General features: G+C 64.9%; 26 protein-coding genes. 15 read left to right on the top strand and 11 right to left on the bottom strand.

The features are described from left to right. Positions 1-123 precede the first annotated feature (123 nt). The gene (metA, locus tag I6L38_RS16875; RefSeq protein ID WP_005308287.1) at positions 124-1,071 is read left to right on the top strand and encodes a homoserine O-succinyltransferase; all 948 of its coding nucleotides are present in this window, start codon (positions 124-126) and stop codon (positions 1,069-1,071) included. Here the strand turns inward: metA and I6L38_RS16870 are convergent, their stop codons facing one another. Next, a complete protein-coding gene (locus I6L38_RS16870; RefSeq protein WP_216988759.1) occupies positions 1,072-1,590 on the bottom strand; it encodes a cyclin-dependent kinase inhibitor 3 family protein in 519 nt (172 codons plus the stop codon). It abuts the gene before it with no gap. A 149-nt stretch (positions 1,591-1,739) separates the two neighbouring features. On the opposite strand from I6L38_RS16870, the gene I6L38_RS16865 reads away from it, so the two are divergent. Then, a complete protein-coding gene (locus I6L38_RS16865) occupies positions 1,740-2,210 on the top strand; it encodes an Lrp/AsnC family transcriptional regulator (RefSeq protein ID WP_005308292.1) in 471 nt (156 codons plus the stop codon). 57 nt (positions 2,211-2,267) lie between these two features. Here I6L38_RS16865 and I6L38_RS16860 read toward each other — a convergent pair whose 3' ends face one another. Beyond that, entirely contained in the window at positions 2,268-4,232 is a 1,965-nt protein-coding gene (locus I6L38_RS16860; RefSeq protein WP_201971520.1) for an LTA synthase family protein, read from the bottom strand. 259 nt (positions 4,233-4,491) lie between these two features. On the opposite strand from I6L38_RS16860, the gene I6L38_RS16855 reads away from it, so the two are divergent. The 3 genes from I6L38_RS16855 (at position 4,492) to I6L38_RS16845 (ending at position 8,707) form a co-directional block, all read left to right on the top strand. Further along, a complete protein-coding gene (locus tag I6L38_RS16855; RefSeq protein WP_010635292.1) occupies positions 4,492-4,749 on the top strand; it encodes a DUF2442 domain-containing protein in 258 nt (85 codons plus the stop codon). Between the two features lie 245 nt (positions 4,750-4,994). Next, positions 4,995-6,962 carry a TonB-dependent copper receptor gene (locus I6L38_RS16850; RefSeq protein WP_216988758.1) on the top strand — a complete coding sequence of 656 codons (1,968 nt, stop codon included), beginning with the start codon at positions 4,995-4,997 and terminating at the stop codon, positions 6,960-6,962. Positions 6,963-7,087: 125 nt separating this feature from the next. Continuing rightward, positions 7,088-8,707: an alpha-amylase family protein gene (locus tag I6L38_RS16845; RefSeq protein ID WP_216988757.1), complete on the top strand. Its 1,620-nt coding sequence runs from the start codon at positions 7,088-7,090 to the stop codon at positions 8,705-8,707. 50 nt (positions 8,708-8,757) lie between these two features. On the opposite strand, the gene I6L38_RS16840 is transcribed toward I6L38_RS16845, so the two are convergent. Continuing rightward, a complete protein-coding gene (locus I6L38_RS16840) occupies positions 8,758-9,291 on the bottom strand; it encodes an MgtC/SapB family protein (protein WP_216988756.1) in 534 nt (177 codons plus the stop codon). Positions 9,292-9,315: 24 nt separating this feature from the next. Further along, positions 9,316-10,758 carry a RimK family protein gene (locus tag I6L38_RS16835; RefSeq protein ID WP_216988755.1) on the bottom strand — a complete coding sequence of 481 codons (1,443 nt, stop codon included), beginning with the start codon at positions 10,756-10,758 and terminating at the stop codon, positions 9,316-9,318. 186 nt (positions 10,759-10,944) lie between these two features. On the opposite strand from I6L38_RS16835, the gene I6L38_RS16830 reads away from it, so the two are divergent. Genes I6L38_RS16830 through I6L38_RS16820 form a run of 3 tightly spaced genes read left to right on the top strand, consistent with a single transcriptional unit; the run spans position 10,945 to position 12,469 of the window. After that, positions 10,945-11,424, top strand: a complete 480-nt coding sequence (locus I6L38_RS16830) for a GNAT family N-acetyltransferase (RefSeq protein WP_216988754.1) — start codon at positions 10,945-10,947, stop codon at positions 11,422-11,424. Then, positions 11,421-11,666, top strand: a complete 246-nt coding sequence (locus I6L38_RS16825) for a DUF3624 domain-containing protein (RefSeq protein WP_216988753.1) — start codon at positions 11,421-11,423, stop codon at positions 11,664-11,666. Before I6L38_RS16830 ends, I6L38_RS16825 begins: the two co-directional genes overlap by 4 nt. 56 nt (positions 11,667-11,722) lie before the next feature. Continuing rightward, positions 11,723-12,469 carry an SDR family oxidoreductase gene (locus I6L38_RS16820; protein ID WP_216988752.1) on the top strand — a complete coding sequence of 249 codons (747 nt, stop codon included), beginning with the start codon at positions 11,723-11,725 and terminating at the stop codon, positions 12,467-12,469. 60 nt (positions 12,470-12,529) lie between these two features. Here I6L38_RS16820 and I6L38_RS16815 read toward each other — a convergent pair whose 3' ends face one another. Beyond that, complete coding sequence (locus I6L38_RS16815; RefSeq protein WP_216988751.1) at positions 12,530-14,002, bottom strand: C69 family dipeptidase; 1,473 nt, start codon at positions 14,000-14,002, stop codon at positions 12,530-12,532. A gap of 465 nt (positions 14,003-14,467) precedes the next feature. On the opposite strand from I6L38_RS16815, the gene I6L38_RS16810 reads away from it, so the two are divergent. Then, the gene (locus tag I6L38_RS16810) at positions 14,468-14,920 is read left to right on the top strand and encodes a hypothetical protein (protein WP_005308316.1); all 453 of its coding nucleotides are present in this window, start codon (positions 14,468-14,470) and stop codon (positions 14,918-14,920) included. Between the two features lie 167 nt (positions 14,921-15,087). After that, positions 15,088-16,263, top strand: coding sequence for an iron-containing alcohol dehydrogenase (locus I6L38_RS16805; protein ID WP_216988750.1), 1,176 nt, complete (start codon positions 15,088-15,090; stop codon positions 16,261-16,263). Positions 16,264-16,380: 117 nt separating this feature from the next. Here I6L38_RS16805 and I6L38_RS16800 read toward each other — a convergent pair whose 3' ends face one another. From I6L38_RS16800 to I6L38_RS16790, 3 genes are all read right to left on the bottom strand, one after another. Further along, the gene (locus I6L38_RS16800) at positions 16,381-17,010 is read right to left on the bottom strand and encodes a glutathione S-transferase family protein (protein WP_162518696.1); all 630 of its coding nucleotides are present in this window, start codon (positions 17,008-17,010) and stop codon (positions 16,381-16,383) included. Positions 17,011-17,119: 109 nt separating this feature from the next. Next, a complete protein-coding gene (locus I6L38_RS16795) occupies positions 17,120-18,388 on the bottom strand; it encodes an O-acetylhomoserine aminocarboxypropyltransferase/cysteine synthase family protein (RefSeq protein WP_017781004.1) in 1,269 nt (422 codons plus the stop codon). A 130-nt stretch (positions 18,389-18,518) separates the two neighbouring features. Beyond that, on the bottom strand, positions 18,519-18,695 hold the full coding sequence (locus I6L38_RS16790; RefSeq protein WP_080760934.1) for a hypothetical protein: 177 nt from the start codon (positions 18,693-18,695) through the stop codon (positions 18,519-18,521). Between the two features lie 100 nt (positions 18,696-18,795). Here I6L38_RS16790 and sgrR point away from each other — a divergent pair, with 100 nt between their 5' ends. From sgrR to I6L38_RS16775, 3 genes are read left to right on the top strand one after another with little or no spacing between them, the layout of a single operon-like run. After that, entirely contained in the window at positions 18,796-20,529 is a 1,734-nt protein-coding gene (gene sgrR / locus I6L38_RS16785) for an HTH-type transcriptional regulator SgrR (RefSeq protein ID WP_216988749.1), read from the top strand. A gap of 35 nt (positions 20,530-20,564) precedes the next feature. Beyond that, a complete protein-coding gene (locus I6L38_RS16780; protein ID WP_005308329.1) occupies positions 20,565-20,960 on the top strand; it encodes a thioesterase family protein in 396 nt (131 codons plus the stop codon). A gap of 31 nt (positions 20,961-20,991) precedes the next feature. Further along, on the top strand, positions 20,992-21,705 hold the full coding sequence (locus I6L38_RS16775; RefSeq protein ID WP_043170985.1) for a hypothetical protein: 714 nt from the start codon (positions 20,992-20,994) through the stop codon (positions 21,703-21,705). Between the two features lie 64 nt (positions 21,706-21,769). Here the strand turns inward: I6L38_RS16775 and I6L38_RS16770 are convergent, their stop codons facing one another. Further along, complete coding sequence (locus tag I6L38_RS16770) at positions 21,770-22,513, bottom strand: lipase secretion chaperone (protein WP_216988748.1); 744 nt, start codon at positions 22,511-22,513, stop codon at positions 21,770-21,772. Then, on the bottom strand, positions 22,510-23,421 hold the full coding sequence (locus tag I6L38_RS16765; RefSeq protein WP_005308335.1) for a triacylglycerol lipase: 912 nt from the start codon (positions 23,419-23,421) through the stop codon (positions 22,510-22,512). The genes I6L38_RS16770 and I6L38_RS16765 overlap by 4 nt, the downstream gene beginning before the upstream one ends. A gap of 291 nt (positions 23,422-23,712) precedes the next feature. Between I6L38_RS16765 and I6L38_RS16760 the strand changes: the two genes are divergently transcribed. Continuing rightward, a complete protein-coding gene (locus I6L38_RS16760; protein ID WP_065018381.1) occupies positions 23,713-24,138 on the top strand; it encodes a hypothetical protein in 426 nt (141 codons plus the stop codon). Positions 24,139-24,159: 21 nt separating this feature from the next. Then, complete coding sequence (locus I6L38_RS16755) at positions 24,160-24,774, top strand: superoxide dismutase (protein ID WP_201882446.1); 615 nt, start codon at positions 24,160-24,162, stop codon at positions 24,772-24,774. Positions 24,775-24,827: 53 nt separating this feature from the next. Here I6L38_RS16755 and I6L38_RS16750 read toward each other — a convergent pair whose 3' ends face one another. Then, positions 24,828-25,751 carry a vancomycin high temperature exclusion protein gene (locus tag I6L38_RS16750; RefSeq protein WP_201882448.1) on the bottom strand — a complete coding sequence of 308 codons (924 nt, stop codon included), beginning with the start codon at positions 25,749-25,751 and terminating at the stop codon, positions 24,828-24,830. Between the last annotated feature and the right edge of the window lie 36 nt (positions 25,752-25,787).

Raw genomic sequence — 25,787 nt, 5'->3', positions numbered from 1 at the left:
ATTGAGCCGTATGCTAGTCAAAGGTGGGGGTGAATACAAAAGGTATCTGATGACAGGGTAGTCGCTTTATTATAGGCTTCTGGATGTCCAGACATATTTACCGATGCAGTACAGGGAGTAAGCATGCCGATCAAGATCCCGGATCAGTTACCCGCCGCCGAAGTGCTGGGGCAGGAGAACATCTTCGTGATGACGGAGTCCCGGGCCGTCACCCAGAACATTCGCCCGCTGCGGGTGCTCATCCTCAACCTGATGCCCAAGAAGATAGAGACCGAGATCCAGCTGATGCGGATGCTCTCCAACTCGCCGTTGCAGGTGGACGTGGATCTGCTGCGCATCGACGATCGGGAGTCGAAGAACACCCCTCAGGCGCACCTGGAAAACTTCTATCACGACTTCGAACAGGTGCGGGGCAACAACTACGACGGCATGATCATCACGGGGGCGCCGCTCGGGCTGGTGGAGTTCGAGGAGGTGGTCTACTGGCCGCGTGTCGTCGAGATCATCGAGTGGTCCCATCAGCACGTCACCTCCACCCTGTTCCTCTGCTGGGCGGTGCAGGCGGCGCTGAAGGCTCTGTACGGCATGGAGAAGCAGACCCACGGCGAGAAGCTCTCCGGGGTCTATCGTCACCACAGGCTCGATGAACACGAGCCGCTGCTGCGCGGTTTTGACGATGAGTTCGTGGCGCCTCACTCCCGTTATGCGGCGTTTGACGGAGATCTTATCCGCGCCAACACGGATCTGCAGATTTTTGCCGAATCGGCAGAGGCGGGTGTCTATCTGGCGGCCACCAAGGATTGTCGCCAGGTGTTTGTCACCGGCCATCCCGAATACGATGCGCTGACCCTGGATGGCGAGTATCAGCGGGATCTGGCCGCCGGGCTTGAGCCCGTCATCCCGGTCAACTACTACCCGAACAACGACCCGAGCCAGACCCCGCGCGCCAGCTGGCGCAGCCACGGTCACCTGCTGTTTGCCAACTGGCTCAACTACTACGTCTACCAGCTCACCAGCTATCGGGTGGAGGATATCGGCAAGGTCTTCACCTACGACCAGGGTGGCAAGTAATCAGGCGCACTGATCCAGCCGCTCGGCCAGCTGGTCGAGCCATTGGCGGTGGCAGGCCAGGCTGAACGCCTTGGGTCTGTGAGCCTTGATGGCGGCCATCGCCTCCTGTCGGGGCTGGCCCAGGCTCATCAGCAGAGCCGCCGCCACCAGCCCGGTGCGGCCGCTGCCGCCCTTGCAGTGGATGGCCAGGTGCTGCCCCTCGCGCAGCAGGGCCAGCAGCTGCGGCAGCGTCTGTTGCCAGGCAAGCTCAAAGGTGGCGTCGGGAGCCTGGTCATCCTCGATGGGCAGGTGAAACCAGTGCAAGCCCTCGCGCTCGACCGTCTCGCCCAAGTGGGCCAGCTCGAGGCGGGCCAGTTCGGCGTCAGTCATCAGCGTGATGACAGCGCGGGCGCCGGCCAGCCTGAGCTGATCGAGGGCCAGCGGCAACGCGACCTGCTGGGTGCCGGGGCAGGGGGTCAGCAGCAGCTGGCCGTCGAGGCGCGGCACTTCCTGGCTCCAGAAGGGGTGGGAGGGGTGCATAAAGCTCCTTATGAAGCCAGTGGCGGCGGGCGTGAGCCGGTTTTTGAGTGCGCCAAAGCATAGGGGGCGCGGCCCCGATGTCAATCTGCGTTGTGTTCAGCCCGGTTTACGGGCAGAGTCTAAAAAATTGAGCGGTTCAAGGAGTAAAGATGAGAAACCTGGATCAACTGGATTTGGATATCCTGGCCCATCTGTTTCGCGATGCGGGCATGACCAACAAGGATCTGGCCGCGCTGGTCGGGGTGGCACCGTCCACCTGTCTGGAGCGGGTGCGCAAGCTGCAGCAGGATGGGGTGCTCAAGGGCGCCCACTGCGAGGTGGATTACCAGGCCCTCGGCGGTCACATCCAGGCCATGGTGTCGCTGCAGCTGGCCCGCCACAGCCGCCAGATCATCGATGCGTTTCGCGATGCCATCCTGGCGCTGCCCGAGGTGATCAGCCTGTTCCACATGGGGGGCAAGGATGACTTCCTGGTGCATCTGTGCGTCTCTGACACCGAACACCTGCGCAACTTCGTGTTCGATCACTTCACCTCCCGCGAGGAGGTGGTGCACCTCGAGACCTCGCTGGTGTTCGAGCACAAGTTCAGCCGCTCGCTGCCCTGCTTCCTCAACACCTGATTCCCCGTTTGACCCCAACAAAAAACCCGCCAATCGGCGGGTTTTGTTTTATGGCGCTCAGTTCAGCACGGTGCGGGTGTCCGGCGCCGTCCGGTAGAGCCCCTGCTGATAGGCGAGGCTGCCCCAGAGCGCGAGGCCGAGGGCCGCATCCTTCATGGTGGCCGGCTGCGGCGCCGGGGTGAGTGTCTCTGTCGCATCCTCATAGATGAAGCCTTCCGGCGCTCGTTCCGGCTGCAGGATCACCACGTCCTTGCCGCGCATCAGGGCGAAGTTCTTGTCGTACTGCATGATGGCGCGGCCCGGCCAGTCGGCGGGCATGCGGGTCAGATCCTTGCCGAGCATGGGGTAGTCGGCGCTGATCCCCATCAGGGAGAGCAGGGTAGGTGCCATGTCGATCTGGCTGACGATGCGCGGATCCTGTCTCGGCGCTATGCCGTCACCCACTATGACCCCCGGAATGTGGAAGCGGGGGATGGGCACCAGGCTGGCGCCGCTGACCCGGCTGTCGTGATCGGCGATGACCAGGAACAGGGTGTCCTGCCAGTAGTCCGACCGCTTTGCCTTCTTGAAGAACTCGCCGATGGCGTAGTCCGCATACTTGGCTGCGTTGTTACGGGTCTGCTTGGGCTGCTCATAGAGGGCGATGCGATCGTCGGGAAACTCGAACGGATCGTGGTTGCTCGAGCTGAACACCAGGCTGAAGAAGGGTTTTCCCTGTTTGTGCAGGGCCTGGAAGGTCTGGTCTGCCTTGGCCATCAGATCTTCGTCAGAGGCGCCCCAGGAGCCCTCGAACACCGGGTTCTTGAAGTCCTTCTGCTCGACTATGGTGGTGAAGCCGTTGCCGAGGAAGAAGCTGCGCATGTTGTCGAAGTGGCTCTCGCCGCCGTAGATGAAGCTGGTGTCGTACCCCCGCTGCTTGAGCAGATCGGCGATGGTGAAGAAGTTGGTCTGGCTCTTGCCAAGCTTGACCACGGCCTGGGCCGGGGTCGGCGTGAAGCCGGTCAGCACCGCCTCGATGCCGCGTACCGAACGGGTGCCGGTGGCGTAGAGCTGCTCGAACGCCCAACCCTGTTTCGACAAGGCATCGATGTTGGGGGTGAGCGGCAGGCCGCCGAGGGAGCCGACGAACTGGGCCCCCAGGCTCTCCTGCAGCAGGATCACCAGATTCTTCGGCTTGCCGCCGTAGCTGGCCTCGTTGAAGGTCTGGCTGGGCAGGGTGTCGGAGCTGAACTCATGGGATTCGCGGCCGCTCTCCTGGCGTACCAGATCCAGGATGCGCTGGCGGGGCAGCTCACCGTAGAATTGGCTGGCATCCTCCTCGGCCCGCATCTGCTTGATGGCGAAGAAGAGGGAGTAGGAGGAGTTGACGGTGAGCGCATTGACCAGGGGATCGCTGGCAAATGCCACCATGGCCGGGTTGAGGGCACGGTGGCCCAGGCTGGAGCGGGCACCGAGAAAACCGATGGCCAGGATCAGCAGGGCAAACGCCGGACGCAGATACCAGCGCGGAAAGCTGATGCCGCGCAACAAGCGGCCGCTCAGCCACCAGCCGCCCGCCAGCACGGCGCAGCTGAACACCAGCGCCAGCAGCAGCTCGCCCTTGCGGCCGGCCCACAGCATGGCGAACACCTCTTTGGGATAGATGAGGTACTCCACGTAGAGGCGGTTGGGCCGCACCCCGTACTCGGTCACGAAGGAGGGGGTGGAGATCTCCAGGAAGAGCAGCAGCCAGAGTCCCAGGGTCAGCCAGACCCGGATGAACTGCAGCCAGGCACGGCCCACGGCATGGGGGCCGGCCAGCAGCAGGGTGAACACGGCGGGCACGCCCCACAGCCAGCAGAGGGTGGCGAAGTCGACCCGCACGCCCTGCAGCAGCATCTCCTGCCAGCCGGCGACGGCGTCGACCCGCTCCAGCTGCCAGAGGCCGAGGGCGAGCCGGCTGATGGAGAGAGAGACGAGCGCGATCAATGAAAAAACGGCGATGGGCCAAAACGGTCCCAGCCATCGTCTGATAGTGGTCATTGTTGTTCCTACAAGCCTGTTTGCACCCGTCCACGGGCGCATTGTTTTTATATTGCAGGGTTATGACAGTGGTGGCGGGCAAAGGTTGCGTCGGGAGCGTGCGAAAGCTCAACTTTTGGCACGTTTTATGATTTTTCTGTGATGGCGGACAAGGGTTGCAGACAGCAGAAACGACTGGAAAAACTGTGATCCTGCCTGCAAAGCGAGGGCGGGGGCTTATCTATAATGGCGCCGATTTTTCTCAATCGGAGCCGAAGGGATGCCGGTCTTTATCGATGTGGAATATTTGCAGGGGTGGAGCCTGTTCGTGGTGCTTTCCGACGGTACCACGGGGGCGCTGGATCTCGCCCCCTGGCGCACCCAGCCGCTGTTTGCGGCGCTGGATTCGGAGCGGCGCTTCGCCCGGGTCTTCATCAATCGTCACCATCAGCTGGAGTGGCCCGCCGGCTGTACCCTGTCGGCTCACGAGGTCTATCACCTGATCAAGCCCATCGACGAGCGGGAGGCCTTCAGCTAACTCCCTGTTTTTGTGAGCCATCACAAGATTCCTGTAACAGGAATGTTTGAGCGTTTGCCTTCCTCACCCAATTTGGGTAAAACCTGCGCAACATTTTGCCAACCCTAGCCTGGTTTCGCCTCTGAGGGCTTGCCGCCACCGTGCCGCAGGCCTTTTTTGCAGCCTGACGGCAAACCTTCCAGCAGCTGAATGGTTTGGTGATTGGAATTAAAACAACAAAATAAACAGAGAGATAAGGAAAGAGTATGGCTTGTCATATGCGCACCCCGCTGGCCCTGCTGGTGGGTGGCCTCGCCTGTCACGGCGCCGCCGGCCAAGAGCCGGTTCAGCAACTGGAACCCATGGTGGTGGTCGCCAGTCGCCCCGCCAGCACCCTGGAGGTGACCCTGGATCCCAAGAAGCCGGGCTCCCCCATGCCGGCGGCCGACGGCGCCGGTTACCTCAAGAACGTCACCGGCATGAGCATGGTGCGCAAGGGGGGGCTGGGCGGCGATCCCGTGCTGCGGGGGATGGGCATGTCCCGCCTCAACGTGCAGATGGATGGCGGCATGCTGGCCGGTGGCTGCGGCGGCCGGATGGATCCCCCCACCGCCTACGTCTTTCCTCAATCTTTCGACCGGATCCGGGTGCTGAAGGGGCCGCAATCCCTCGAGCAGGGGGCCACGCTGGCGGGGACCGTGCTGTTCGAGCGGGACAGGCCCGAATTCACCGCCCCTGGCGTCAAGGCCGAGGCGTCGGCGCTCTATGGCAGCTTCGGGCGCGACGACCAGATGCTGGATGCCACCGTGGGGGCGCCACAGGGTTATCTGCGCGGCCAGTTCACCCACTCCGACAGCGATGACTACCGTGACGGCCACGGCGACAAGGTGCGCTCCTTCTACCGGCGTGAGAACGGCACCGCCCAGCTTGGCTGGACGCCCAGCGAGCACACCTGGCTCGAACTCACCGCCGAGCGCAGCAACGCCCGCGCCGCCTATGCGGATCGCACCATGGACGGTCCCATGTTCGACCGCGAATCCTTCGGCCTCAAGCTCAGGCAGGAGCAGATCACCACCCACTGGCAGCGCAGCGAGCTGACCCTGTGGGACAACGACATAGACCACATCATGGACAACTTCAGCCTGCGGCCGAACAGTGGCATGAAGATGCTCTCCAACCCGGATCGGCGCAACACCGGCGGGCGCTGGGCCAACGACATCGCCCTGCCGGCCGACTGGCTGCTGACCGCCGGGTTCGATGCCAACCGGGATCAGCACAGGGCCCGCAGCGGGGTGGACTACGCCAGCCAGCCACGCCAGCGCACCCTGCGTTTCGAGCAGCAGGGGGGCTTTGCCGAGCTGGGCCGCCAGCAGGGGGCCCACAGCTACAAAGGGGGCTACCGGCAGGACAGGGTCGAGACCACCCGTTACGGCGCGGGGGATCAGACCCTCTACAGCGATACCCTGACCCTGGACAGCGGCTTTGGCCGCTACGAATATCAGTGGTCGCCGGCCTGGTCGAGCTACCTGGCCTGGGGTCAGGCCATGCGTGCGCCGGACTACTGGGAGCGCAGCAAGGACAGCGTGCCCTTCACCCTCAACCCGGAGCGCAGCCGCCAGTGGGATGCGGGGCTGGCCCTGCGCAGCCGCGATCTGGACCTGACCCTCTCCCTGTTCAGCGCCGACATTCAGGACTACCTGCTCTATAACAACAAGTCGAACAAGGTGCGCAACATCGACGCCCAGACCCGCGGCGGCGAGCTGGAGGGGCGCTGGCTGTTTGCCGAGCAGTGGCGTCTCGATGGCGGCCTGGCGGTGGTCTATGGCGAAAACCAGAGCGACAACAAGCCGCTGGCCCAGATGCCGCCCCTCGATGGCAAGCTGGCGCTGGGTTGGCAGCCGGCCGAGGCGTGGAACCTGACCCTGCTGGGCCGCGCCGTGGCCGCCCAGGATCGGGTGGATGTGGGTTCCGGCACCGTGGCCGGCCAGGATCAGGGGGAGACCCCGGGCTTCTTCACCATGAACCTGAGCGCCGCCTGGCAGTTCCACCCGGGCTGGCAGCTGTCGGCCGGGGTGGACAATCTGTTCGACACCTTCTACTACGAGCACCTCTCCAAGTCGGTGCACGCCAGTCAGGCCGGGCTGGGCTACGAGCAGGTGGGGCGCATCCCGGAGCCGGGCCGTGCTTACTGGCTCTCCCTAAGCTATCGCTTCGCCTCAGCCGGCGTGCTCTGAGCGGGGATTAGCTAACCGGCTGAATCGGGTAACGTTTTCAGTCACAGACCCGTGCGGGCTGGGCCGCTATCATGGCCCCAGTGCGGCGCTTTGGGCGTCGATACCACCACAGCGGGAACATAACAATGAAACAAGGAACGTTGCGTCGTGGCGGCCTCATCGGGGCCGCCCTGTTACTGACGGCTTGCGGCAGCGGAGGCGGGAGCGGTTCCAGCGAGCCCCAGCAACCCCCGGTCACCAACCCGCCGCCGGCCACCGCCAGCCGCGCCTGCTACGGCGATGATCAGCCGGCCTGCAACCTGCGCACCTACCAGGTGATGGTGGAGTCCTTCGTCGATGGCGACGGCAGCGCCAACTACGGCGTCGGCTACGGCCCCTCCCAGCACAACGGCGATCTGCAGGGGATCATCGACAGCCTCGACCACATCAAGAGCCTCAACGTCAACGCCATCTGGCTGACCCCGGTGTTCGACTCCTGTGCGGGGCAGGGCGGAGACGACAGGCTGGATGCCACCGGTTACTTCGCCTGCGACTTCTTCAACGTGGACCCCAACTTCGGCAGCAACGCCCAGCTCAAGAAACTGGTGGACGGGGCGCATCAGCGCGGTCTCTACGTCTTCCTCGACGGGGTGTTCGGTCACGTCAACAGGGTGGGGGTGAGCAAGCCCTCCCCCGCGGGGCGCCTGCCCGCCCTCAAGAGCGGCGGTGCCGGCTACCCGGGCCAGCTGGTGGATTACAGCCAGCCAGAGAGCCTCGCCTACTTCAAGGAGGTGGCCCGCTACTGGGTCGAGCAGTACGGCATCGACGGCTGGCGCCTCGATCAGGCCTATCAGCTCGATCTTGACGACTGGCGCGCCATTCGCAGCGAGGTGGAGCGAGCCAGCGCGGCGCGCAAGGCCGCCGGCCAGCAGTGGGGCACCCTCGGCTATATGGTCGGGGAAGTGTGGAAAGGGGCCGACGAGATCCGCGCCCAGGCGTATGGGCCGAGCGACAACCCGGCGCTCTCCTCGGCGTTCGACTTCCCGCTGCGCTACGGCCTGGTGCAGGCACTGGCGGTGGAGGAGTCCGGCAAGGGCGGGCAGGGGGCCAGCGTGCTCGACGCCAGCTGGAACAAGGTGGAGAACTACCCGGACCACGCCATGCCCAACCTTATGCTGGGCAACCACGATCTGGTGCGCTTCGGCGATCTGCTGGAGCGGGGCAACTTCAATCCGGCGGATTACTGGCTGCGCCACAAGGCGGCCTTCAGCTTCCTGGCGGCCCGCTCCGGTCCCATCACCCTCTACTACGGCGAGGAGTTTGGCGACGAGGTGCCTGGCTTTGCCAAGCAAGTGGGTGGCGACTGCGCCGCTCAGGGGCTCTGTGACGATCACGTGGCCCGCAGCGATGGCAAGGTGCCGGGTGCCACCGGCTTCGTGCCGAGCAGCGAGCAGAGCGAGCTGAAACAGTGGCTCAGTCAGCTGCTGGCCCTGCGCGCCGCCCACCCAGCCCTCTATCAGGGGGAGCGGGTCAAGCTGGTGGCCGAGGGCAGCGTTTATGGCGACATCAAGCAGACGGCGGGCGAGCAAGTAGTCTACCTGCTCAACGTCTCCACCACGCCCCAGAGCTATGCGGTGCCGGCCAGCAAGTTGCGCAGTGGCAGCGCCCTGGTGGATCTGCAGAGCGGCGAGCGCCTGGCCATCGGCGGCAGCAGCGTGACGGTGGACTTGCCGCCGCTCACCGGTCGCTTCCTGCTGGTGCGCTGAGGCTGGTAAACAACAAGGGCTCCTAGATGGAGCCCTTGTTCATTGGGACGTTACTTCTCGATGCCGCTGCCGAGCTCGTCCTGATGGGGGGTGGCCTGACCGTTGCCATTGCCGTGCCGCCAGCTCTCCAGCCGGTTGTGTACCCCGCGGCGCAGGCTCTTGAAGCTGGTCTCCAGGTAGTCCACCCCCACCAGGATGGAGAGGGTGACACCGGTGAGCAGCAGCGCCTGGTGCAGCATCTGCATGCCGATGAGGGCGCCGAGGGCCGCCAGCATCCAGACGGTGGCGGCGGAGGTGACCCCCAGTACCTGGCCATCCCGGGTCATCATCACCCCGGCGCCGAGAAAGCCGATGCCGGTGATGAGCTGGCCCAGCACCCGCGCCTGATCGGCGCTCTGGGGGCTGACGGCGGCACCGATGGCGAGAAAACAGTAGGTGCCGAGGATGATGAGCGAGGAGGTGCGGATGCCGACCGGCTTGCCGCGCAGCTGCCGTTCCAGCCCCACCAGGGTGCCGCACACCAGACAGACCAGGATGTTCTCCCAGCCAAGGGGCGCTATGTCCCACCAATCAGTCGTCATCATATCCACCTCTGCTCTCGATGCTTGTTATCCGGCCGCGCTCTGCCCCCGGTTTTCCAGCCGCTGGCGGAAGGCCCGGGCGAGGCGCTCGTAGAGGTCCTTTGCCTCTCTGTCCTCAATATCGCCACGTATCCAGGGATTGTCGATGATTTCCAGCAGCACGCAGTCACGCCCCTGCTGGCGCAGATCGACCCCGAACAGGCCGTTGCCGAGCTGATGAACGGCGCGGCGGGCGGTCTGCAACACCCGCTCCGGCACCTCGTTGAGCGGCAGTGCCTCGATGCGGCTCATGTCGAGGGGGTGTTTGCGGCGGCGGATGCGGTTGCCGGGCTCGGGCCGGAAGCGGCGGCAGGCAAACAGCGGCGAGCCGTCGAGAAAGCCGATGCGCCAGTCAAACTCGGCGGGGATCCGGCTTTGCACCAGCAGCAGGGCGGAGCGACTCAGCCCCTCGTCCAGCAGGCGGGCCAGCTGCTGCTCATCGCTGGCCATGGCCAGATCGCGCCCCTGCGCCCCATCGGGCACCTTCACCATCAGCGGCAGGCCGAGTCGCTGCACCAGTTCGTCCACGTGGTGGCGGCCGCGGCGAGTCACCACCATGGTGGGGGGCATGGGCACGCCGCTGCGCACCATCAGCTCGTAGAGGTAGAGCTTGTTGCTGCAGGCGAGGATGGCGCGGGAGCTGTCGATCACCGGCATCTTGAGCTGCTCGGCGCGGCGGGCAAACTCGAAGGTGTAGTGGCCCACCGCCGTCTCGGATCGCAGCCAGAGAGTGTCGAACTCCGGCAGCCGCTCGATGGCAGACGGCGCCAGGATCTCGGCCCGGATCCCCTGGGCCGCGGCCGCCTGGATGAAGCGCTCCAGCGCCAGCGTATCGCTGCTGGCGCGACCGTCGTTGGGGTCGACCAGGATGGCGAGCTGGTAGAGCGGCGCCGCCTGCTCCTCGTCACCCGTGCCCACCAGCGCCTGGGCGTGGTGCAGCATCAGCGTCTGCTCGCTTGGGCTCAGCTCCAGCGGCGACAGGCTCTGCTGCTGGCGCACCGACCAGCCGTGACGGCCGCGCTTGAGAGTCAGCTCCTGCAGCGGCAGCTGGCTGAGGCCGTAGTAGTAGCGGGCCAGGCCGGCCAGCTCGCTCTGCTCGCACTGGCCGAAGATGGCGCGCACCCGGATCCGATCCTCGCTCTGCTGGGCCAGCCAGCCCTGCAGCTTGCGCCACAGCTTGGCCGGCGGCTGCTGGGGTTGCAGCTGGCTGATGGCCTGCAGGCCCGGCAGGCAGTGGTGACCGCGGGCCTGGGCCAGCAGCGAGCAGTAGTAGCCGGCGCCGAGGTGCTCCAGATTGCGGCAGAGGTTGATGATGCGGGGACGGCCGCCGGTGGTGGGCACCCCGTGTTGCAGGTAGGTGCGGGCGGTCAGCAGATAATCGGCATGGCAAGGCCAGTCGCCCAGCTCTTCGACGATGACGTAGGTACTCATTTTTTCGGCTCCACAGATGAAACTGCCTTAAGCGGCAGGATCCCCAGTGGGCTTCGATGCACCGACAAGCACGACAATGGCGCGAGGGGAAACAAGAGGTTACAGTGCCTAATATGCCGCCTTGGTAACTTGTGATACAAGTCGCATTTTTGGTGATGAAGATAAATAACCGAACAAGGATTCCCCGTGTTGACCGTGCGCGCGGCCCGGACCGATGATCTGGGCGCCATCGTTAAGCTGGAACGCTACTGTTTTCCCCCCGAAGTCGCCTTTGGCCGCAGCCGCTGGCACTATCTGCTGACCCAGGCCAAGGGGCGCACCTGGCTGGTGCTGGACCAGCAGGAGCAGCTGATGGGCTACCTCTGTTTGCTGGAGCACAGGGGCTGGGATCGGCTGATCATCCAGACCCTCGCCATCCGCTGGACCATCCGCCGCCAGGGCTGGGCCCGCCGCCTGCTGGAGCAGGTGATCCGGGAGGGCAAAGAGGCAGGCTGGGGGGCGATCCGGCTGGAGGTGGGCGATGCCAATGAAGAGGCGCAGGCGCTCTACCGCGGGCTGGGTTTTCGGCCAAGGCAGAAGCTGCTGGATTATTATGGCCACGGTCAGCATGCCCACCGGCTAGTGCTGCCGCTGGCCGGAGAGAGGAGAGAAGAGGAGAGGGGATGAGCTGCGACAACTGCCTCGCCACCGCCATCAGGGCCAAGCTGGGGCGCTGCCCGGTCTGCGCCGGCCAGACCTTCGCCATCGGCCTGGTCGGCTGGCTGGTCTGGTGGTGGTGTGGCGCCGACACCTCGGTCAACGCCCTCACCGGCCTGCTGTTCGCGCTGGGGGGCTCGGGCCTGTTCCTGCTCCACCTGCTGGTGTTCATCTGGCGCAGGGCGAGCGGGAGTGAATTGAGCGACGAATAGATAAGATTGATTTCAAACAGATAAATAACAATAGCGCTGTAGAAATGGAGGTTCAGATGATTGCAATGGTAACGGGCGCCTCGTCCGGGTTTGGTGAATCCATCAGCCGTCAGCTGGTGCAGGCGGGCTACCGGGTGATCGGCACCGGTCGCCGCGCAGAACGGCTGGCCGCCCTGGCCGACGAGTTGGGCGCCCAGTTCCTGCCGCTGGTGTTCGACGTGCAGGACAAGGCGGCCACCCGCGCCGCCATCGACGGGCTGCCGGCCGAGTGGCGCGAGGTGGATCTGCTGGTCAACAACGCCGGGCTGGCGCTGGGGCTGGAGCCGGCCCACAAGGCAGACCTCGAGGACTGGGAACAGATGATTGCCACCAACATCAGCGGTCTGACCCTGCTGACCCGCCTGTTGCTGCCGGGCATGGTCGAGCGCAATCGCGGTCACGTCATCAATATCGGCTCCATCGCCGGCACCTACCCCTATCCGGGCGGCAACGTCTACGGCGCCACCAAGGCGTTCGTGAAGCAGTTCAGCCTCAACCTGCGCGCCGATCTGGCGGGCACCGCCATCCGCGTCACCAACGTGGAGCCGGGTCTGTGCGGCGGCACCGAGTTCTCCAACGTGCGCTTCCACGGTGACGATGCCAAGGCGGCTACCGTCTATCAGGGGGTGCAGGCGATCCAGCCGGAAGACATCGCCAATACCGTGCTCTGGATCAGCCAGCAGCCGGCCCACGTCAACATCAACAGCATCGAGATCATGCCGGTGGCGCAGACCTTCGGCCCGCTCCATATCAGCCGTCGCTGATGGTTGCTGCGGATGAAATAAGAGAGGCTCCCCTGGGAGCCTCTCTGTTTTGGGGCCTGTTTACAGGCTCATGATCTTCTTGAACTCCTCCGGCGAATACTTCTGCTCGGTGCGTTTGGTGAGATCCGTCATCAGCTTGTAGCGCAGCTCCCTGGCCATCTGATAGCTCTTCTCCAGCTGGCCATAGGAGTAGTCGGATGCCAGCCCGATGGCGGTGGCCTTGTCGCCGGCATAGGCCTGCTTCAGGTTCTGGTCGAGCAGGGCCACCTCCTTGTAGAGCTTGCTGCTCTCCTTGCTCCAGACGCCGCGCAGCAGCGGCAGGTATTTGTCCGGATCGGCGCTGGCCAGCGCGGTCAGGCTGCGGAACTGCCAGTAGGCGGAATCATCGGAGTAGCTGTCGCTGCCGGAGCGATAGGGCAGGGGATAGGACTCCAGGGTGTTGTAGAGCGGCACCATCACGGATTCGGCCAGCACGCCGTAGCTCTGCCAGATGAGCCCCTGCAGCTCTTTGGGCATCTCCTTGCGCAGTTGGATGACGTGGGATTCCAGCTGGCGATCGATGCGGATCGGCCGCTCCGCCTTGCCCGCCAGTGGCGTGCCGTCATAGGTGGCGCTCAGCAGCCTGGCCACGTCCGGCACGGCGATGGGGGCATCCGGCTTCATAAAGAGCGGGTACTGCGCCTGGCGGGTTGGCTGCTTGTGAGAGGCCGTCAGCATTTTCTGGCCGAGCCACTCCCGATCCACGTTATACGGGTCAGCGATGACCCCGAACGCCTTGGCGAAGTTGAACTCTTTCGGGTCGGCGTTATCCAGCAGTTTGTGTTCGCGTACAAACTCCAGCAGCTTGGGCGAGTGCAGCACATCGGCGCCGTCGAGATTGACGCCGTGGATGCGCAGGCCGTTGGCCACCATGGCGTAGCTGTCGTCCGGCACCCGCACTGCGATCCAGTGGTGGCCGGAGCCGATCTCCATCAGCCAGGCCTCGTTCACATCCGCCAGATAGAGGCTGTTGCCCTCACCGGCGCCATATTGCTCCACATAGCGGCCAAGCAGCTCGACTCCCTCTTTGGCCGTCCTGGCCTGCGGCAGGATCAGGGTCGGGATGATGGCTTCAATCACTCCCTTCTCGATCAGCGGATCGGCTTTTTGGGCCTTGTCGTTGACCTCGGCACTGGTGGTGGCTGAAATGGCGACGTTGGCCTCGTTGATGCCGCGCTCCTCGTAATACTTGCCGTCCGGGTCGCTGGCTGTGGCATCCCAGTCACGAATGGCGGAGTAGGCGAAAAACGCCTTTGGCATCGGCACTTCCAGTCCGTTGCCCAGCTTCCAGACCTTGCCCTCGTTCTGCTGCGCGGGCCGGAAGGCGAGGTACTTGTTCCAGTTGTTGACGCCAAAATCCTCGTTTCTGGCGATCATCACGCTGCCATCGGCACTGGCCCCCTTGCCGACGATGAGGCCGGTACAGGCGTCGGCACTGGTGCCAAGCAGGGTGAGCAGGGTGGCGGAGAGAAGACTCAAGGTGTGTTTTTTCATAGTTATGCCCGAAAGGTTGCGGTGGATGCGCGTCAGGGGGCGGGAGAAGCGGCCGGGAGTAACCGGACTGGGTCGGGGATCCGACGGTAGACAGGTCTGCATCTGGTTGAATTCGCAAACATATCATCCATAACGCTGCTTGCTTGCCCGATGGTGCGCCAAAATTGTATGCCGCACTGGTTGTTTGTTTTGTGATCGGCAAAGCGTTCCTGCTGTTTATGTGGTGCGGAGTTTTTGAGGTAGTTGTATGTGTCGGAAATCGGGATAAAAGCAGCGGATGAGTCATGATTCTGACGCTGTGTCTGGGCCGTGACCGGCTGCGGGCTCGCCACGGTGGGGATCTCGCCCACCCTGACAAGTTGGCCTGCAACTTGCTGGTTTTATTGCCAAAGATGGGGCCAGGCGCCTCATATCATCGAATCAGCGACCTCGTCATGCCGGTTTGGCATGCAGACTGGAGCCCCCATGGATATCAAACCCTACAGCCAGCAGCTTGCCCAGAGCGCCTCCAACAACCGCGCCCTCGCCACCCTCAGCAGCGCCGACAGCGGTCAGGGTGGCGGCGGCTGGGAAGATCTGGTCAACCTCTCCTCCCAGCGGATAACCGGCCAGGCCCAGCAGGCGCTGACCTATGAACACCTGGCCAAGAACAGCAAGCTGCCGCCGGCGCTCGACATGAGTTCCGACAAGGGGGGCGTGCTGCAGCAGCTGGTGGACAAGGCGCTCGGCTTTGATCGCAAGCAGTTCAACGAGATAGAAGAGAAGCTCAAGGCGATTGCCGACAACAAGCAGCTGAGCGCCGAGGAGCGGGCGGAGCAGAGCAAGCCGTTGAACGAGCAGCGGGACGCCATGCTGCAAGACGCCATGGACCGCCTCACCGGCAAGAAGAGCAGCAAGGAAGAGAGCAAGAGCGCCTGAGCAGCGGAATGACTCGAACGGCAATCCATGGTCAGCGGGGGCAAGCCCTTGCCCCCGCTGACCACAGTGGATGAGCGGCCCTGCCGGCAACCCGCATCCGCGGTGCAATGTGAGGGCGTGCCCGCGTTCTTTGACCTGTGGGGGCCACAGGCGCACAATCCCTCTGCATGCATTCAACCGAGGGCTCTGCCGTGTACAACTTCCAATATGCCAATCCCACCCGCGTCTGTTTCGGTGAAGGCCAGATCGCCAGCCTGCCCGAACTGATCCCGGCCGGCAGCCGCCTGCTGGTGCTCTACGGCGGCGGCAGCATCAAGCAGAACGGGGTCTATGACCAGTTGACCCAGGCGCTGGCAGGCCGGGAGTGGCTGGAGTTCCCCGGCATCGGCGCCAATCCCCAGTACGACCAGCTGATGGAGGCGGTGGATCTGGTCAAGCGCGAGCGCATCGACTTCCTGCTGGCGGTGGGTGGCGGCTCAGTGGTGGACGGCAGCAAGTTCGTGGCCGCCGCGGCCCGCTTCGAGGGGGACGATCCCTGGGAGATCCTGCTGCACAAGGCCCCCATCAAGGCGGCGCTGCCGCTCGGCTGCGTGCTGACCCTGCCGGCCACCGGTTCGGAGAGCAACCCGGCCGCCGTGGTGAGCCGGGGGGAGGCGAAGCTCTCCTTCATGAACCCGCTGGTGCAGCCGGTGTTTGCGGTGCTGGATCCCACCACCACCTACAGCCTGCCGCCGCGCCAGGTGGGCAACGGGGTGGTGGATGCCTTCGTCCACATCCTCGAGCAGTACCTCACCTTCCCGGTGGGGGGCGAGGTGCAGGACCGGTTGGCGGAAGGCCTGCTGCAGGTGCTGGTGGACAACGGCCCGCGGGCGCTGGCGGAGCCCACCAACTACCAGGTGCGCGCCAACCTGATGTGGGCGGCCAGCCTGGCCCTCAACGGCCTCATCGGTCGCGGCGTGCCTCAGGACTGGTCCACCCACGCCATCGGTCACCAGCTCACCGCCCTGCACGGACTGGATCATGCCCAGAGTCTGGCGGTGGTGTTGCCCTCCCTGCTGCGGGAGCAAGCGGCCCAGAAGCAGGAGAAGCTGGCCCAGTTCGCCGAGCGGGTGTGGCACTCCAGCCGCGAGGACAAGGCGTTGCGCATCGAGGAGGCGATCATCCGCACCGAGCAGTTCTTCCAGCAGATGGGGGTGGGCACCCGTCTCGCCGACTATGGCCTGGATGCGCGCTGCATCCCGGGGATCTGCTCCAACCTCAAGCTGTTCGGCCTGACCGCCCTCGGGGAGCAGCAGGACATAGATCCGGACAAGGTCGCCAGGATCCTCTCCCACACGCTGTAAGTCATCCTGGCAACCATAGTGGCGCGGATCCTCTCCCACGTCCTCTGATCACCGGCTGGTCAACGGAAAAGAAAACGCCCCGATCATCGGGGCGTTTTGCATGGTGGCGCCGGGCGCTTATTCGGCGCTGCGGTCCAGCTCGCGCTCCAGCGCCGCCGCCTTCTGGCGGGCCGGATGAGTGTTGAGCCGCTGCCAGTAGGCCTGCAGGTGCGGGAACTGGGCCAGCTGGCCGCTCTGGGCCAGCAGATCCACCAGGAAGGAGTTCAGGATGTCGGCGCCGGTGAGGCGATCGGCCACCAGATAGCGGCGGCTTGCCAGCACCTCGTTGAGATAACCCAGCACCTTGGCGCACTCGGCTTTGGCGTAGTCCGGCAGGAAGCGCATCGGGCTGCCGTCCTTGCGCACGAACATGTCGAGCAGCAGCGGCAGAATGCCCGAGCTCTCGGCGAAGTGGAGCCACTGCAGGTACTCGGCATAGTCCGGGCTGTCGGCGGCAGGTGCCAGCCGGTCCGGGGCGTGGCGGGCGATCAGGTATTCGGTGATGGCACCGGATTCTGCCAGTACCCGGCCGTCAAACTCGATGACCGGCGACTTGCCGAGGGGGTGGACGGCCTTGAGCTCGGGCGGTGCGAGAAAAGTGGCGGCATCGCGCTGGTAGGCCTTGATCTCATAGGGCAGGCCCAGCTCTTCGAGCAGCCAGATGATGCGCTGGGAGCGGGATTTGTTCAGGTGGTGCAGGACTATCATGGATACCTCGACGCAGTGACAAGAAGCGGTAGTACGCAGTGGCGCGGCGACGGGTTCACCGCTGCAGCTAAAAAAAAGCGGGCTGATGCCCGCTCCCGCACCGTTTGCGTCAGGCCTCCAGCGCCTGATCCAGATCCGCCAGTATGTCCTCGATGGCCTCGATCCCCACCGACAGCCGGATCATCTCAGGTTTCACCCCGGCCTTGGTCTGCTCCTCTTCGCTGAGCTGGCGATGGGTGGTGGAGGCGGGGTGGCAGGCCAGCGACTTGGCGTCGCCGATGTTGACCAGCCGCTTGAAGATCTTGAGCGCATCGTAGAAGCGCACCCCTGCCTCGTAGCCCTCTTTCAGGCCGAACGAGAGGATGGCGGAGGGGCGGCCGGCCATGTACTTCTCCGCCAGCAGGTAGTGGGGGTGACCCGGCAGCCCGGCGTAGCTGACCCAGGCTACCTTGGGATGGTGCTTGAGGTGGTGGGCGACCTGCAGGGCGTTGTCCACGTGGCGCTCCATGCGCAGGCTCAGAGTCTCCAGCCCCTGCAGCAGCAGGAAGGCGTTCATGGGGGCCAGCGCCGCGCCGGTATTGCGCAGCGGCACGGTGCGCACCCGCCCGATGAAGGCGGCCGGCCCGAACGCCTCGGTGTAGACCACCCCGTGGTAGGAGGGCTCGGGTTGGGTCAATTGGGGGAAGCGCTCGGCATGATCCGCCCAGGGGAACTTGCCCGAGTCGACCACCACGCCCCCCAGCGAGTTGCCGTGGCCGCCGACATATTTGGTCAGGCTGTGCACCACGATATCGGCGCCGTGCTCGATGGGTTTGCACAGCACCGGGGTGGCGACCGTGTTGTCGACGATGAGCGGCACGCCGCGGGCGTGGGCCACCTTGGCCAGGGCGGCTATGTCCACTATGTTGCCGGCCGGGTTGCCGATGCTCTCGCAGTAGACCGCCTTGGTCTTGTCGTCGATGAGGGCAGCGATGGCCTCGGCGCTGTCATCTTTGGCGAAGCGCACCTCGACCCCGAAGCTTGGCAGCATGTGGGCGAACAAGGTGTAGGTGCCGCCATAGAGCTGGGGGGTGGAGACGATGTTGTCGCCGGCGGCGGTCAGCGCCTGGATGGCGTAGGTGATGGCGGCGGAACCTGCCGAGACCACCAGCGCGGCGATCCCCCCTTCCAGCGCGGCCATTCGCTGCTCCAGCACATCGTTGGTGGGGTTCATGATGCGGGTGTAGATGTTGCCAGGCACCGCCAGGTTGAACAGATCCGCCCCGTGCTGGGCGCTCTCGAACTCGTAGGCCACCGTCTGGTAGATGGGTACGGCGACGGCCTTGGTGGTGGGGTCGTTGGCAAAGCCGTGGTGCAGGGCCAGGGTCGCATCTTTCATCACACACTCCTTGTTGGATGTTGCTGGATAGCAATCATAGATGGATAGACGTCCAATCTATCAGGCCCTTGGCCGATGTAAACCATCAGATCCGGCAAAGCAATCTCGTCGGGGCGTGGGGGAGGCCGTCTCAGAGGCGGCGGCGATACTCCCGATCGTCGATCTGGTGCATGTCCCACTGCATCAGACGGTTGAGCTGACTCATGGGATCCTCGATGAGCGGCAGCGGGCGGGGCAGGATCCGCTTGAAGTAACGGCGCAGGATCTGCTGGATCCGGTTCGGTTTGATGGGGTTGGCGTGGCTCATGATGGTGCTCCTGTGCTGTGGTTCTCACGTTCGCCAGCAGTATTGAGCTAAAATGCGGAAGTAAAAACTGATGACTTTCAGAGCAAGGATTTCCTCTTTTATGCCCACCAGCCGCCTCTACCAGCAATTCCAACGGCTCGCCCAGCAGCTCGGCTGCGACGAGCGGGAAATAAGCCTCGCCGAGGTGGCGGATCTGCTCTGCTGCACCCCGCGCAACGCCCGCCTGCTGCTGCGCCGCATGCAGGAGCAGGGCTGGCTCGGCTGGTCTGCCGAGGCCGGACGGGGGCGGCGCTCCCGCCTCACCCTACTGGACAACCAGGAGAGCCTGACCCGGCGCCGACTGCGGGAGCTGCTGAGCCAGGGCCAGCTGGCTCAGGCGGTGCGGCTGGCGGAAGATCGCCTCGATCTGCTCACCCCGCTGCTTATCGAACAGCTCGGCCAGGCCACCCGGGCAGGGCGCCAGATCCTGCGGGTGCCCTACTATCGGCCACTGCCCCAACTGCTGCCCACCGGCCCGCTGCGCCGCTCCGAAATCCACCTGAGCCGCCAGATCTTCAACGGCCTGACCCGGCGAAATGAGGAAAATGGGGAAATCGAGGGGGATCTCGCCCACCACTGGGAGTGCCTCGGCCCCTGTCACTGGCGCTTCTACCTGAGGCCGGCGGTGCGCTTTCACCACGGCCGCGAGCTGGTGGTGGAGGACGTGACGGAGAGCCTGCAGAGCCTGCGGGATCGTCCGCTGTTCGCCCATCTGGCACGGCTGGAGAGCCCCTGGCCGCGCACCCTGGATCTGCACCTCGACAGCCCGGATCCCCTGCTGCCTCACCTGCTGGCCGAGCCGGTGGCCGTCATCCTGCCGCGCGAGCTCAAGGGGGAGGCGGGCTTTGCCCTGCAGCCGGTGGGCACCGGCCCCTATCGGGTGACCGCCAACGATCCCATGCACCTGTGCCTGGAGGCATTCGACGACTACTTCGGTCTGCGCGCCCTGCTCGACGAGATCGACATCTGGATGCTGCCGGAGCTGGCGGAGCGGCTGGAGAGCCACCTGCAACTGGGGCGCGACAGCCCGGAGCTCGGCACCATGCGTGGCGAGTCCGAGCTCGAATCGGGCTGTTACTTCCTGCTGCAGGATGAGCGCTCCGGTGCCCTGCAGGATCCCGCCCTGCGCCAGTGGCTGGCCGGCCTGCTCAACCCCATCGCCCTGATGGCGCGGGTCGCCCCCGAGCTGCAGCGGGGCTGGACCAGCGCGCTGGGTCTCTTGCCCCACTGGCGCGAGGCGCAGCCGGTCCCGTTGCCGGCGCCGGCCGGGCGGCCGCGTCAGCTGGTGCTGGCCTGCTTCAACCAGCACCTGGAGTTCAACGAGTGTGCCAACGCCATGAGCAGCCTGCTGGCCGAGCAGGGCATCGATCTCGAGGTACGCACCCTGGATTACGGCCGCTGGGTGAGCGGGGCGGACGAGGACGTGGATCTCTGGCTCGGCACCCTCAACTTGGAGCACGAACACGCCTTCGCCCCCTACGCCTGGTTGCAGGGGACCCCGCTGCTGCGCAAGGTGTGGGGCGGCCAGTATGGCCTGTGGCAGGGGCTGACGCAGTGGCGTGCCAGCGGCGAGGAGCCGGGGCCGCGGGCGCTGCTGGCAAATGTGCAGCGGCGGGGCTGGTTTGTGCCGCTGTTTCACCACTGGCTGGAGCTGGAGAGCCGGGTCGGCGTGCACGGGGTACGGATGACGGCGCTCGGCTGGTTCGATTTTCGCAGCGCCTGGCTGCGCCCGGAGCTGGCCGTCGGCTCCGGAGAGGGGATGGAGGAGCTTGAGTCCAGAGGCGGGCCGCGTTAGCCTGAGCGCGGTCCAACGACAAGGAGTCGATATCCATGCTGGAAATGCAGATCCAACCCCGTTTTCAAGAGACAGATGCCCTCGGCCACATCAACAACACGGTGCCGGCGGTCTGGTTTGAATCGGCCCGCGACCCGCTGTTTCGCATCTTCTCCCCCGAGCTGGATGTGCACAACTGGCATCTGATCATCGCGGGCTACACGGTGCAGTTCAAACGGGAGCTGTTCTACGGCCAGCAGGTATTGATCAAAACCGGGGTACGCCGCATCGGCTCCAGCTCCTTCACGCTCTGGCAGGAAGCCTGGCAGGAGGGCGAGCTGGCGGTGACCGCCGAAACCACCCTGATCCATTTTGACTACCAGTCCCGCCAGTCCATCCCCCTGGGCGATCGCCACCGGGAGGAGCTGCGGGCCTGGCTGATAGAAAGCTAACCTTGGCCCTTAGGCCAATCACAGGACACTTATGCGCAATACCGTGATCGCCCTGAGCCTCGGCCTGGGACTGGGGCTCTGCTCCCTGCCTTCGATGGCGGCCTCCCTCGCCGAGCAGTTCTCCCTGATGGAAAAGGGGGCCGAGAGCGCCCTCGATACCCGTCTGTTCAGCCACGACAGCATAGACATCAAGGCCTGGGTGGATGGCGCTCCCGTCATCATCGCCGTGCCCATCATGAACGAGCAGGGCAAGCAAGAAGGGGAGAGCCGTTACTACTTCAAGGGCGGCAAGCTGTTCGGGGTGAAGGAGCCCGCCGCCCAGTTCGCCTTTGACGACGGCGGCAAGCTGACCCGGTGGCTGGACGAGAAGGGCCAGCCCGCCGAGTTCGTCAGCAAGATGAGCATGCAGCAGCGAGAAGCCTGGCTCACCAAACGGGCGGCCGAGCTGGGCCAGCTGTTTGCGCCGAGCGCCGCCGAACAGAAGGCGGCCAAGGGGGGCGTCAAGCTCAAGGGGGCGGAGCTCGCCCACTGGCTCTGCAACGGCAAGCTGATGACGCTGGCCGGGGGGGACAAGGTGACCTTCGAGCCGGCCAAGCTCAAGAGCAGCGCCGAGGGCATCGAGGGGGAAGTCTCCCTGCGCCGTGACAAGGGGTGGCAGGACCTGAGCCTCAAGTGCAAGGTGCAGGGACCCCAGGTGACCCGCCTCACCTGGCAGCCGCTGCCGGGTGCCAACAAGCCGCAGTAAGCACGGCAGTATCAAAGCAAGGGGCCCAGATGTGGGCCCCTTTTTATTTTGGTTATTGTGGCGGTCACTCGCCCAGCCTGAGCCGGGTGAGGGCTTCCACCCGTCGCCACTGGCCGGGCTCGAACCAGCGCGCCAGGATCTCCGACTGCTGCTCGGCCCGCCGCTCGGCGGGCAGGGGCTTGAGTTCGGCCAGATAGCCGGCCAGCTGCTGCTCGAACCCCTGCTGACTCTCCGCCAGCTGGTGCAGCCGGTCCGCCGCCTCCGGTCCCAGCTGCTCGCGCAGCACGGCGTCGCGCTCGGCCGCCGGCAGTCGCTCCAGACTCTGCAGATCGCCGAGCAGGCGGCTGTTGGCCTCCGCCTCCCGAAACCACTGGGGCTGCTCCGCCAGCCAGAGCTCGAGCTCGCTCGCCAGCAGCGGCTTGTCGGCATCGCTGGCCTCCGCCAGCGCCTTGCGGCGCAGGGTCCACTGCTCCATCAGCCGATCCTCGGCAAACAGCTGCTCCTGCTCGGCCGGGGTGAAGCTCTGCTGGCGCAACTGCTCGCGCTCGTCGAACAGTACCTGCAGGCTGGCCAGGCCCGGGTCGGTCGGCACCGTCAGGCTGCTTTCGGCGGCAAGAAAGGCCTCATAGCGAGCCTGCAGCGAGTGCTCATCGGGCGAGGGGGCCACCTGCCGAGCCAGAGGGGAAACCGGCCCGGCCTCTTGCCCCATGGGGGCGGCCGAGTCGGGGCTCGGGGCGGGCCACAGCTGCCAACCCCCCAGCAGCAGGGCCGCTCCCAGCAGAGCGGCCATCAGCCATGCCTTGTTCATAACCCCAGTCTCTGCAGGCGGTTGGCGTGCTGGCGATAGAGGCCGACCGGGTCGGTCTCGAACAGGTGGCGAATGCCGAACGACTGGTTCACCTCGTCCAGATGGTTCATCCGGTAGTCGGTGCCGATCACCTTGCCGAGGTGGCTGCTGCACACCCCGACCAGGCCGTCGTTGGGCTCCTTGAAGAAGCTGCCGGTCAGCGCCAGCGCCGGATCCACCGGATCCAGGATGTTGGTCATGGTGCCGCGCCCGCTCCAGGAGAAGTAGTAGACCCCGTTGGCAGCCTGCATGGGCCCTTCGCCGCAATACTGGCTGGGCAGCCCTTCCGGATAGCGCTGGTTGAAGCGCTGGGCGCCAGCGCTGGTGAGGGCATCGAGGGCGGCGAGGGGATCCTGTGGCAGCTGGCTGCCCCCGGAGAGCAGCGAGATGACCCCGGACAGGGCCGAGGCGGCGGCCACCGCCAGCTTCTCGGCCACCGAGCCCGGTGCCACGTTGGCGCGTACCAGATCGGCGATCTCCGAGCCGTAGTTGACCCCGCCCACGCTGGTGGCGGAGGCGACCAGCTCAGGGGCGACCGAGGCGACGTAGCGAATGGTGGGGCCGCCGTGGGAGTGGCCGATGAGGTTCACCTTCTCCGCCCCGGTGATGGCGAGCACCTGCTGTACCTGCTTGAGTAGCTGCTCACCGCGCAGTTCCGAACTCTGGGTGGCGGAGACCTGGGCCACGTAGACCCTGGCGCCATCCCGGGTCAGTGCCTGGGGAATGCCGTAGAAGTAGTCGACCCCGAGCAGCTTGTCGAAGCCGAACAGGCCGTGCACCAGCACTATGGGGTAGCGGGTCTGGGTATAACCTGCCGCCTGGCCCAGCATGGGCAGGGCGCACAACAGCACCAATAGCCATTTTTTCATCTTGTCCATCCTTGTGAAGAGAGACTGCCGCAGCGGCAGCCACCGGCATCATGCCGATACCGACCAGCATGGCGGAACGGGACGTTTGCATCTGTGCAAATGATCACCAAACAGACAGATTCAAAAAAGCCCTACCCATATGGGCAGGGTTGTTGGCTGTGCCGGCACAACTATCCCTTGTGTTCGCCCCTCATATAAGTTAAATAATAATTATTATCATTTGTGGTGTTGGAGCCTATGTCGGCAAGCTGGGTAAGAGGTTGGGTAGGGACGGGGGAGAGCGACAGCAGCATGGTGCACTGGAAGGTGCAGACCATGAGCGGCAACCGCCATTTCGATGCCGGTGAGCACGCCAAGGCGCTCTCCTGCTATCAACAGGCGCTGTGGTTGGCCCGCCAGCAGTTTGCCGACTGGCACGATGTGGACGAGGCGGTGGCCGCGCTGGTGGTGGCCCACCACAACCTGGCGGATCTGCTGGTGGCGATGGCGCTGCCGGAGCGGGCCGCTGACCTGCTGTGTCACATCCACGACTGCCTGCTCGCCACCAGCCAGTCCCCCGCCTGCTCCGGAGCCCTGCGGGATGCCGCCCTGCGCCACACCCGCAGCACCCATACCGAATTGCTCGCCTTCGTGCGCAAGCACGGCAGCCACGACGGCATCCGCCGCTGCCTCGGCCAGTGTCTGTGTCAGACCGAGCCAGCCCCGCAACTGCATTAATCACAATAAACAGAGGTGACCATGAGCCATACCCTGCCTGCCCTTGCCTATGCCTACGACGCACTGGAACCCCATATCGACGCGCTGACCATGGAGATCCATCACAGTCGCCATCACCAGACTTACATCAACAACCTCAATGCGGCGCTGGCCGATCACCCCGAACTGGCGGCGTTGCCGGTGGAGGCGCTGCTTGCCCGCTTCGACAGCCTGCCTCTCCAACTACAGGGGGCGGTGCGCAATCACGGCGGCGGTCACGCCAACCACAGCCTGTTCTGGCGGGTGATGAGTCCCCAGGGCGGTGGCGAGCCGGCCGGCGAGCTGGCTGCGGCGATCCAGCGGGATCTGGGCGGGTTGGAGGCCTTCAAACAGGCCTTTACCCAGGCCGCCCTGAGCCGTTTTGGCAGCGGCTGGGCCTGGCTGGTGGTCGATGGTCGCAGCAAGCTGCAGGTAGTGAGCAGCGCCAACCAGGACAGCCCCCTGCAGGATGGGCTGGTGCCCATCTTGGGGCTGGATGTGTGGGAGCACGCCTACTACCTCAAGTATCAGAACAAGCGCCCCGACTACATAGCCGCGTTTTACAAGGTGATCGACTGGAACGAGGTGGCACGGCGCTACGCCGAGGCGCTGGCCTGATTGCTGGAAATACCAAGTCCAATAAAAGAGACCCGCCGGATGGCGGGTCTCTTTTATTGAGGGGTCAGCACACTGCTGGTTGGCGGCGCCGCACTGGTGGCAGCCGGATTATCCACGGGCGTTGCCTCGCTCGGCACGGCGGCACTGCTGGTTGGCGTTGCTGCACTGGTGGCGGTTGCAGCGCTCACTGCCGCTGCCGGCTTGGCCTTCGGCTGATGAGAGGGCGGCTTGATGGGCAGGCAGGGCTGGCTCGCCCCTATGGTGCTCAACGCCTGGCAGGGAACCGGGCCGCCGATGACGATGGGCTCGCCGAGGAACTTGGGCCCCTTGTCCAGCACGTAGAGGTCGAGCAGCCCCATCAGGCGGGCGAACACCTCGCGTACCCGGGTCTTGATGCCCTGATAGGCGCTGGGATCCACGGCGTTGAAGCCGACCGCCTCGATGCCGAAATGGCGGGCGATGAAGATGGCGCGCTCGTTGTGAAAAGCCTGCGAGACCACGGTGAAGTGGGCCTGGCCGAACACCTCCTTGGCCCGCACGATGGAATCCAGAGTCCGGAAACCAGCGTAGTCGCTATAGATGGCGCTGGCCGGAATACCGGCCTGGATCAGGGCCCGCCGCATCTGGCGCGGTTCGTTGTACTGCACGGTGGCGTTGTCGCCGGAGACCAGGATGTAGTCCACCTTGCCGTTGTTGTAGAGCTCGGCGGCGGCCTTGATCCGGTATTTGAAGTAGTGGTTCGGGCTGCCGCCAATCAGGTACTTGGAGGTGCCGAGCACAAGGGCGACCCGGTTGTAGGGCACCGCGTTGACGTCGTCATAGGTGTAGTGACGGGCGTCCGAGACGGTCCACTCGCTGTAGCCAAGCAGGGCGGCGGCAGAGGCCAGCAACAGGCAGAGGCAGGCGAGCAGGATCTTGGCAAACTTCTTCATGCGCGGTGCGGTTCGGGTCTGAAGTAAGAGATGACAGGGGGTCATTCTATTACAAGTTGCCGCCGCGCGTCAGGCTTGATG

The organism is Aeromonas sp. FDAARGOS 1408 (genome assembly GCF_019048665.1).
Classification (GTDB): domain Bacteria; phylum Pseudomonadota; class Gammaproteobacteria; order Enterobacterales; family Aeromonadaceae; genus Aeromonas; species Aeromonas dhakensis.
This window is presented reverse-complemented; position numbering and strand designations above follow the sequence as displayed.

Excerpts from the sequence above, each read along its gene's own strand:
- I6L38_RS16845 (WP_216988757.1), top strand. The coding sequence starts at position 7,088 with ATGAAACAAGGAACGTTGCGTCGTGGCGGCCTCATCGGGGCCGCCCTG.
- I6L38_RS16810 (WP_005308316.1), top strand. The coding sequence starts at position 14,468 with ATGGATATCAAACCCTACAGCCAGCAGCTTGCCCAGAGCGCCTCCAAC.
- I6L38_RS16765 (WP_005308335.1), bottom strand. The coding sequence starts at position 23,421 with ATGAAAAAATGGCTATTGGTGCTGTTGTGCGCCCTGCCCATGCTGGGC.
- I6L38_RS16760 (WP_065018381.1), top strand. The coding sequence starts at position 23,713 with ATGGTGCACTGGAAGGTGCAGACCATGAGCGGCAACCGCCATTTCGAT.
- I6L38_RS16755 (WP_201882446.1), top strand. The coding sequence starts at position 24,160 with ATGAGCCATACCCTGCCTGCCCTTGCCTATGCCTACGACGCACTGGAA.
- I6L38_RS16770 (WP_216988748.1), bottom strand. The coding sequence starts at position 22,513 with ATGAACAAGGCATGGCTGATGGCCGCTCTGCTGGGAGCGGCCCTGCTG.
- metA (WP_005308287.1), top strand. The coding sequence starts at position 124 with ATGCCGATCAAGATCCCGGATCAGTTACCCGCCGCCGAAGTGCTGGGG.
- I6L38_RS16865 (WP_005308292.1), top strand. The coding sequence starts at position 1,740 with ATGAGAAACCTGGATCAACTGGATTTGGATATCCTGGCCCATCTGTTT.
- I6L38_RS16780 (WP_005308329.1), top strand. The coding sequence starts at position 20,565 with ATGCTGGAAATGCAGATCCAACCCCGTTTTCAAGAGACAGATGCCCTC.
- I6L38_RS16795 (WP_017781004.1), bottom strand. The coding sequence starts at position 18,388 with ATGAAAGATGCGACCCTGGCCCTGCACCACGGCTTTGCCAACGACCCC.
- I6L38_RS16840 (WP_216988756.1), bottom strand. The coding sequence starts at position 9,291 with ATGATGACGACTGATTGGTGGGACATAGCGCCCCTTGGCTGGGAGAAC.
- I6L38_RS16800 (WP_162518696.1), bottom strand. The coding sequence starts at position 17,010 with ATGATAGTCCTGCACCACCTGAACAAATCCCGCTCCCAGCGCATCATC.
- sgrR (WP_216988749.1), top strand. The coding sequence starts at position 18,796 with ATGCCCACCAGCCGCCTCTACCAGCAATTCCAACGGCTCGCCCAGCAG.
- I6L38_RS16805 (WP_216988750.1), top strand. The coding sequence starts at position 15,088 with ATGCATTCAACCGAGGGCTCTGCCGTGTACAACTTCCAATATGCCAAT.
- I6L38_RS16835 (WP_216988755.1), bottom strand. The coding sequence starts at position 10,758 with ATGAGTACCTACGTCATCGTCGAAGAGCTGGGCGACTGGCCTTGCCAT.
- I6L38_RS16820 (WP_216988752.1), top strand. The coding sequence starts at position 11,723 with ATGATTGCAATGGTAACGGGCGCCTCGTCCGGGTTTGGTGAATCCATC.
- I6L38_RS16825 (WP_216988753.1), top strand. The coding sequence starts at position 11,421 with ATGAGCTGCGACAACTGCCTCGCCACCGCCATCAGGGCCAAGCTGGGG.
- I6L38_RS16790 (WP_080760934.1), bottom strand. The coding sequence starts at position 18,695 with ATGAGCCACGCCAACCCCATCAAACCGAACCGGATCCAGCAGATCCTG.
- I6L38_RS16870 (WP_216988759.1), bottom strand. The coding sequence starts at position 1,590 with ATGCACCCCTCCCACCCCTTCTGGAGCCAGGAAGTGCCGCGCCTCGAC.
- I6L38_RS16775 (WP_043170985.1), top strand. The coding sequence starts at position 20,992 with ATGCGCAATACCGTGATCGCCCTGAGCCTCGGCCTGGGACTGGGGCTC.
- I6L38_RS16750 (WP_201882448.1), bottom strand. The coding sequence starts at position 25,751 with ATGACCCCCTGTCATCTCTTACTTCAGACCCGAACCGCACCGCGCATG.
- I6L38_RS16860 (WP_201971520.1), bottom strand. The coding sequence starts at position 4,232 with ATGACCACTATCAGACGATGGCTGGGACCGTTTTGGCCCATCGCCGTT.
- I6L38_RS16815 (WP_216988751.1), bottom strand. The coding sequence starts at position 14,002 with ATGAAAAAACACACCTTGAGTCTTCTCTCCGCCACCCTGCTCACCCTG.
- I6L38_RS16855 (WP_010635292.1), top strand. The coding sequence starts at position 4,492 with ATGCCGGTCTTTATCGATGTGGAATATTTGCAGGGGTGGAGCCTGTTC.
- I6L38_RS16850 (WP_216988758.1), top strand. The coding sequence starts at position 4,995 with ATGGCTTGTCATATGCGCACCCCGCTGGCCCTGCTGGTGGGTGGCCTC.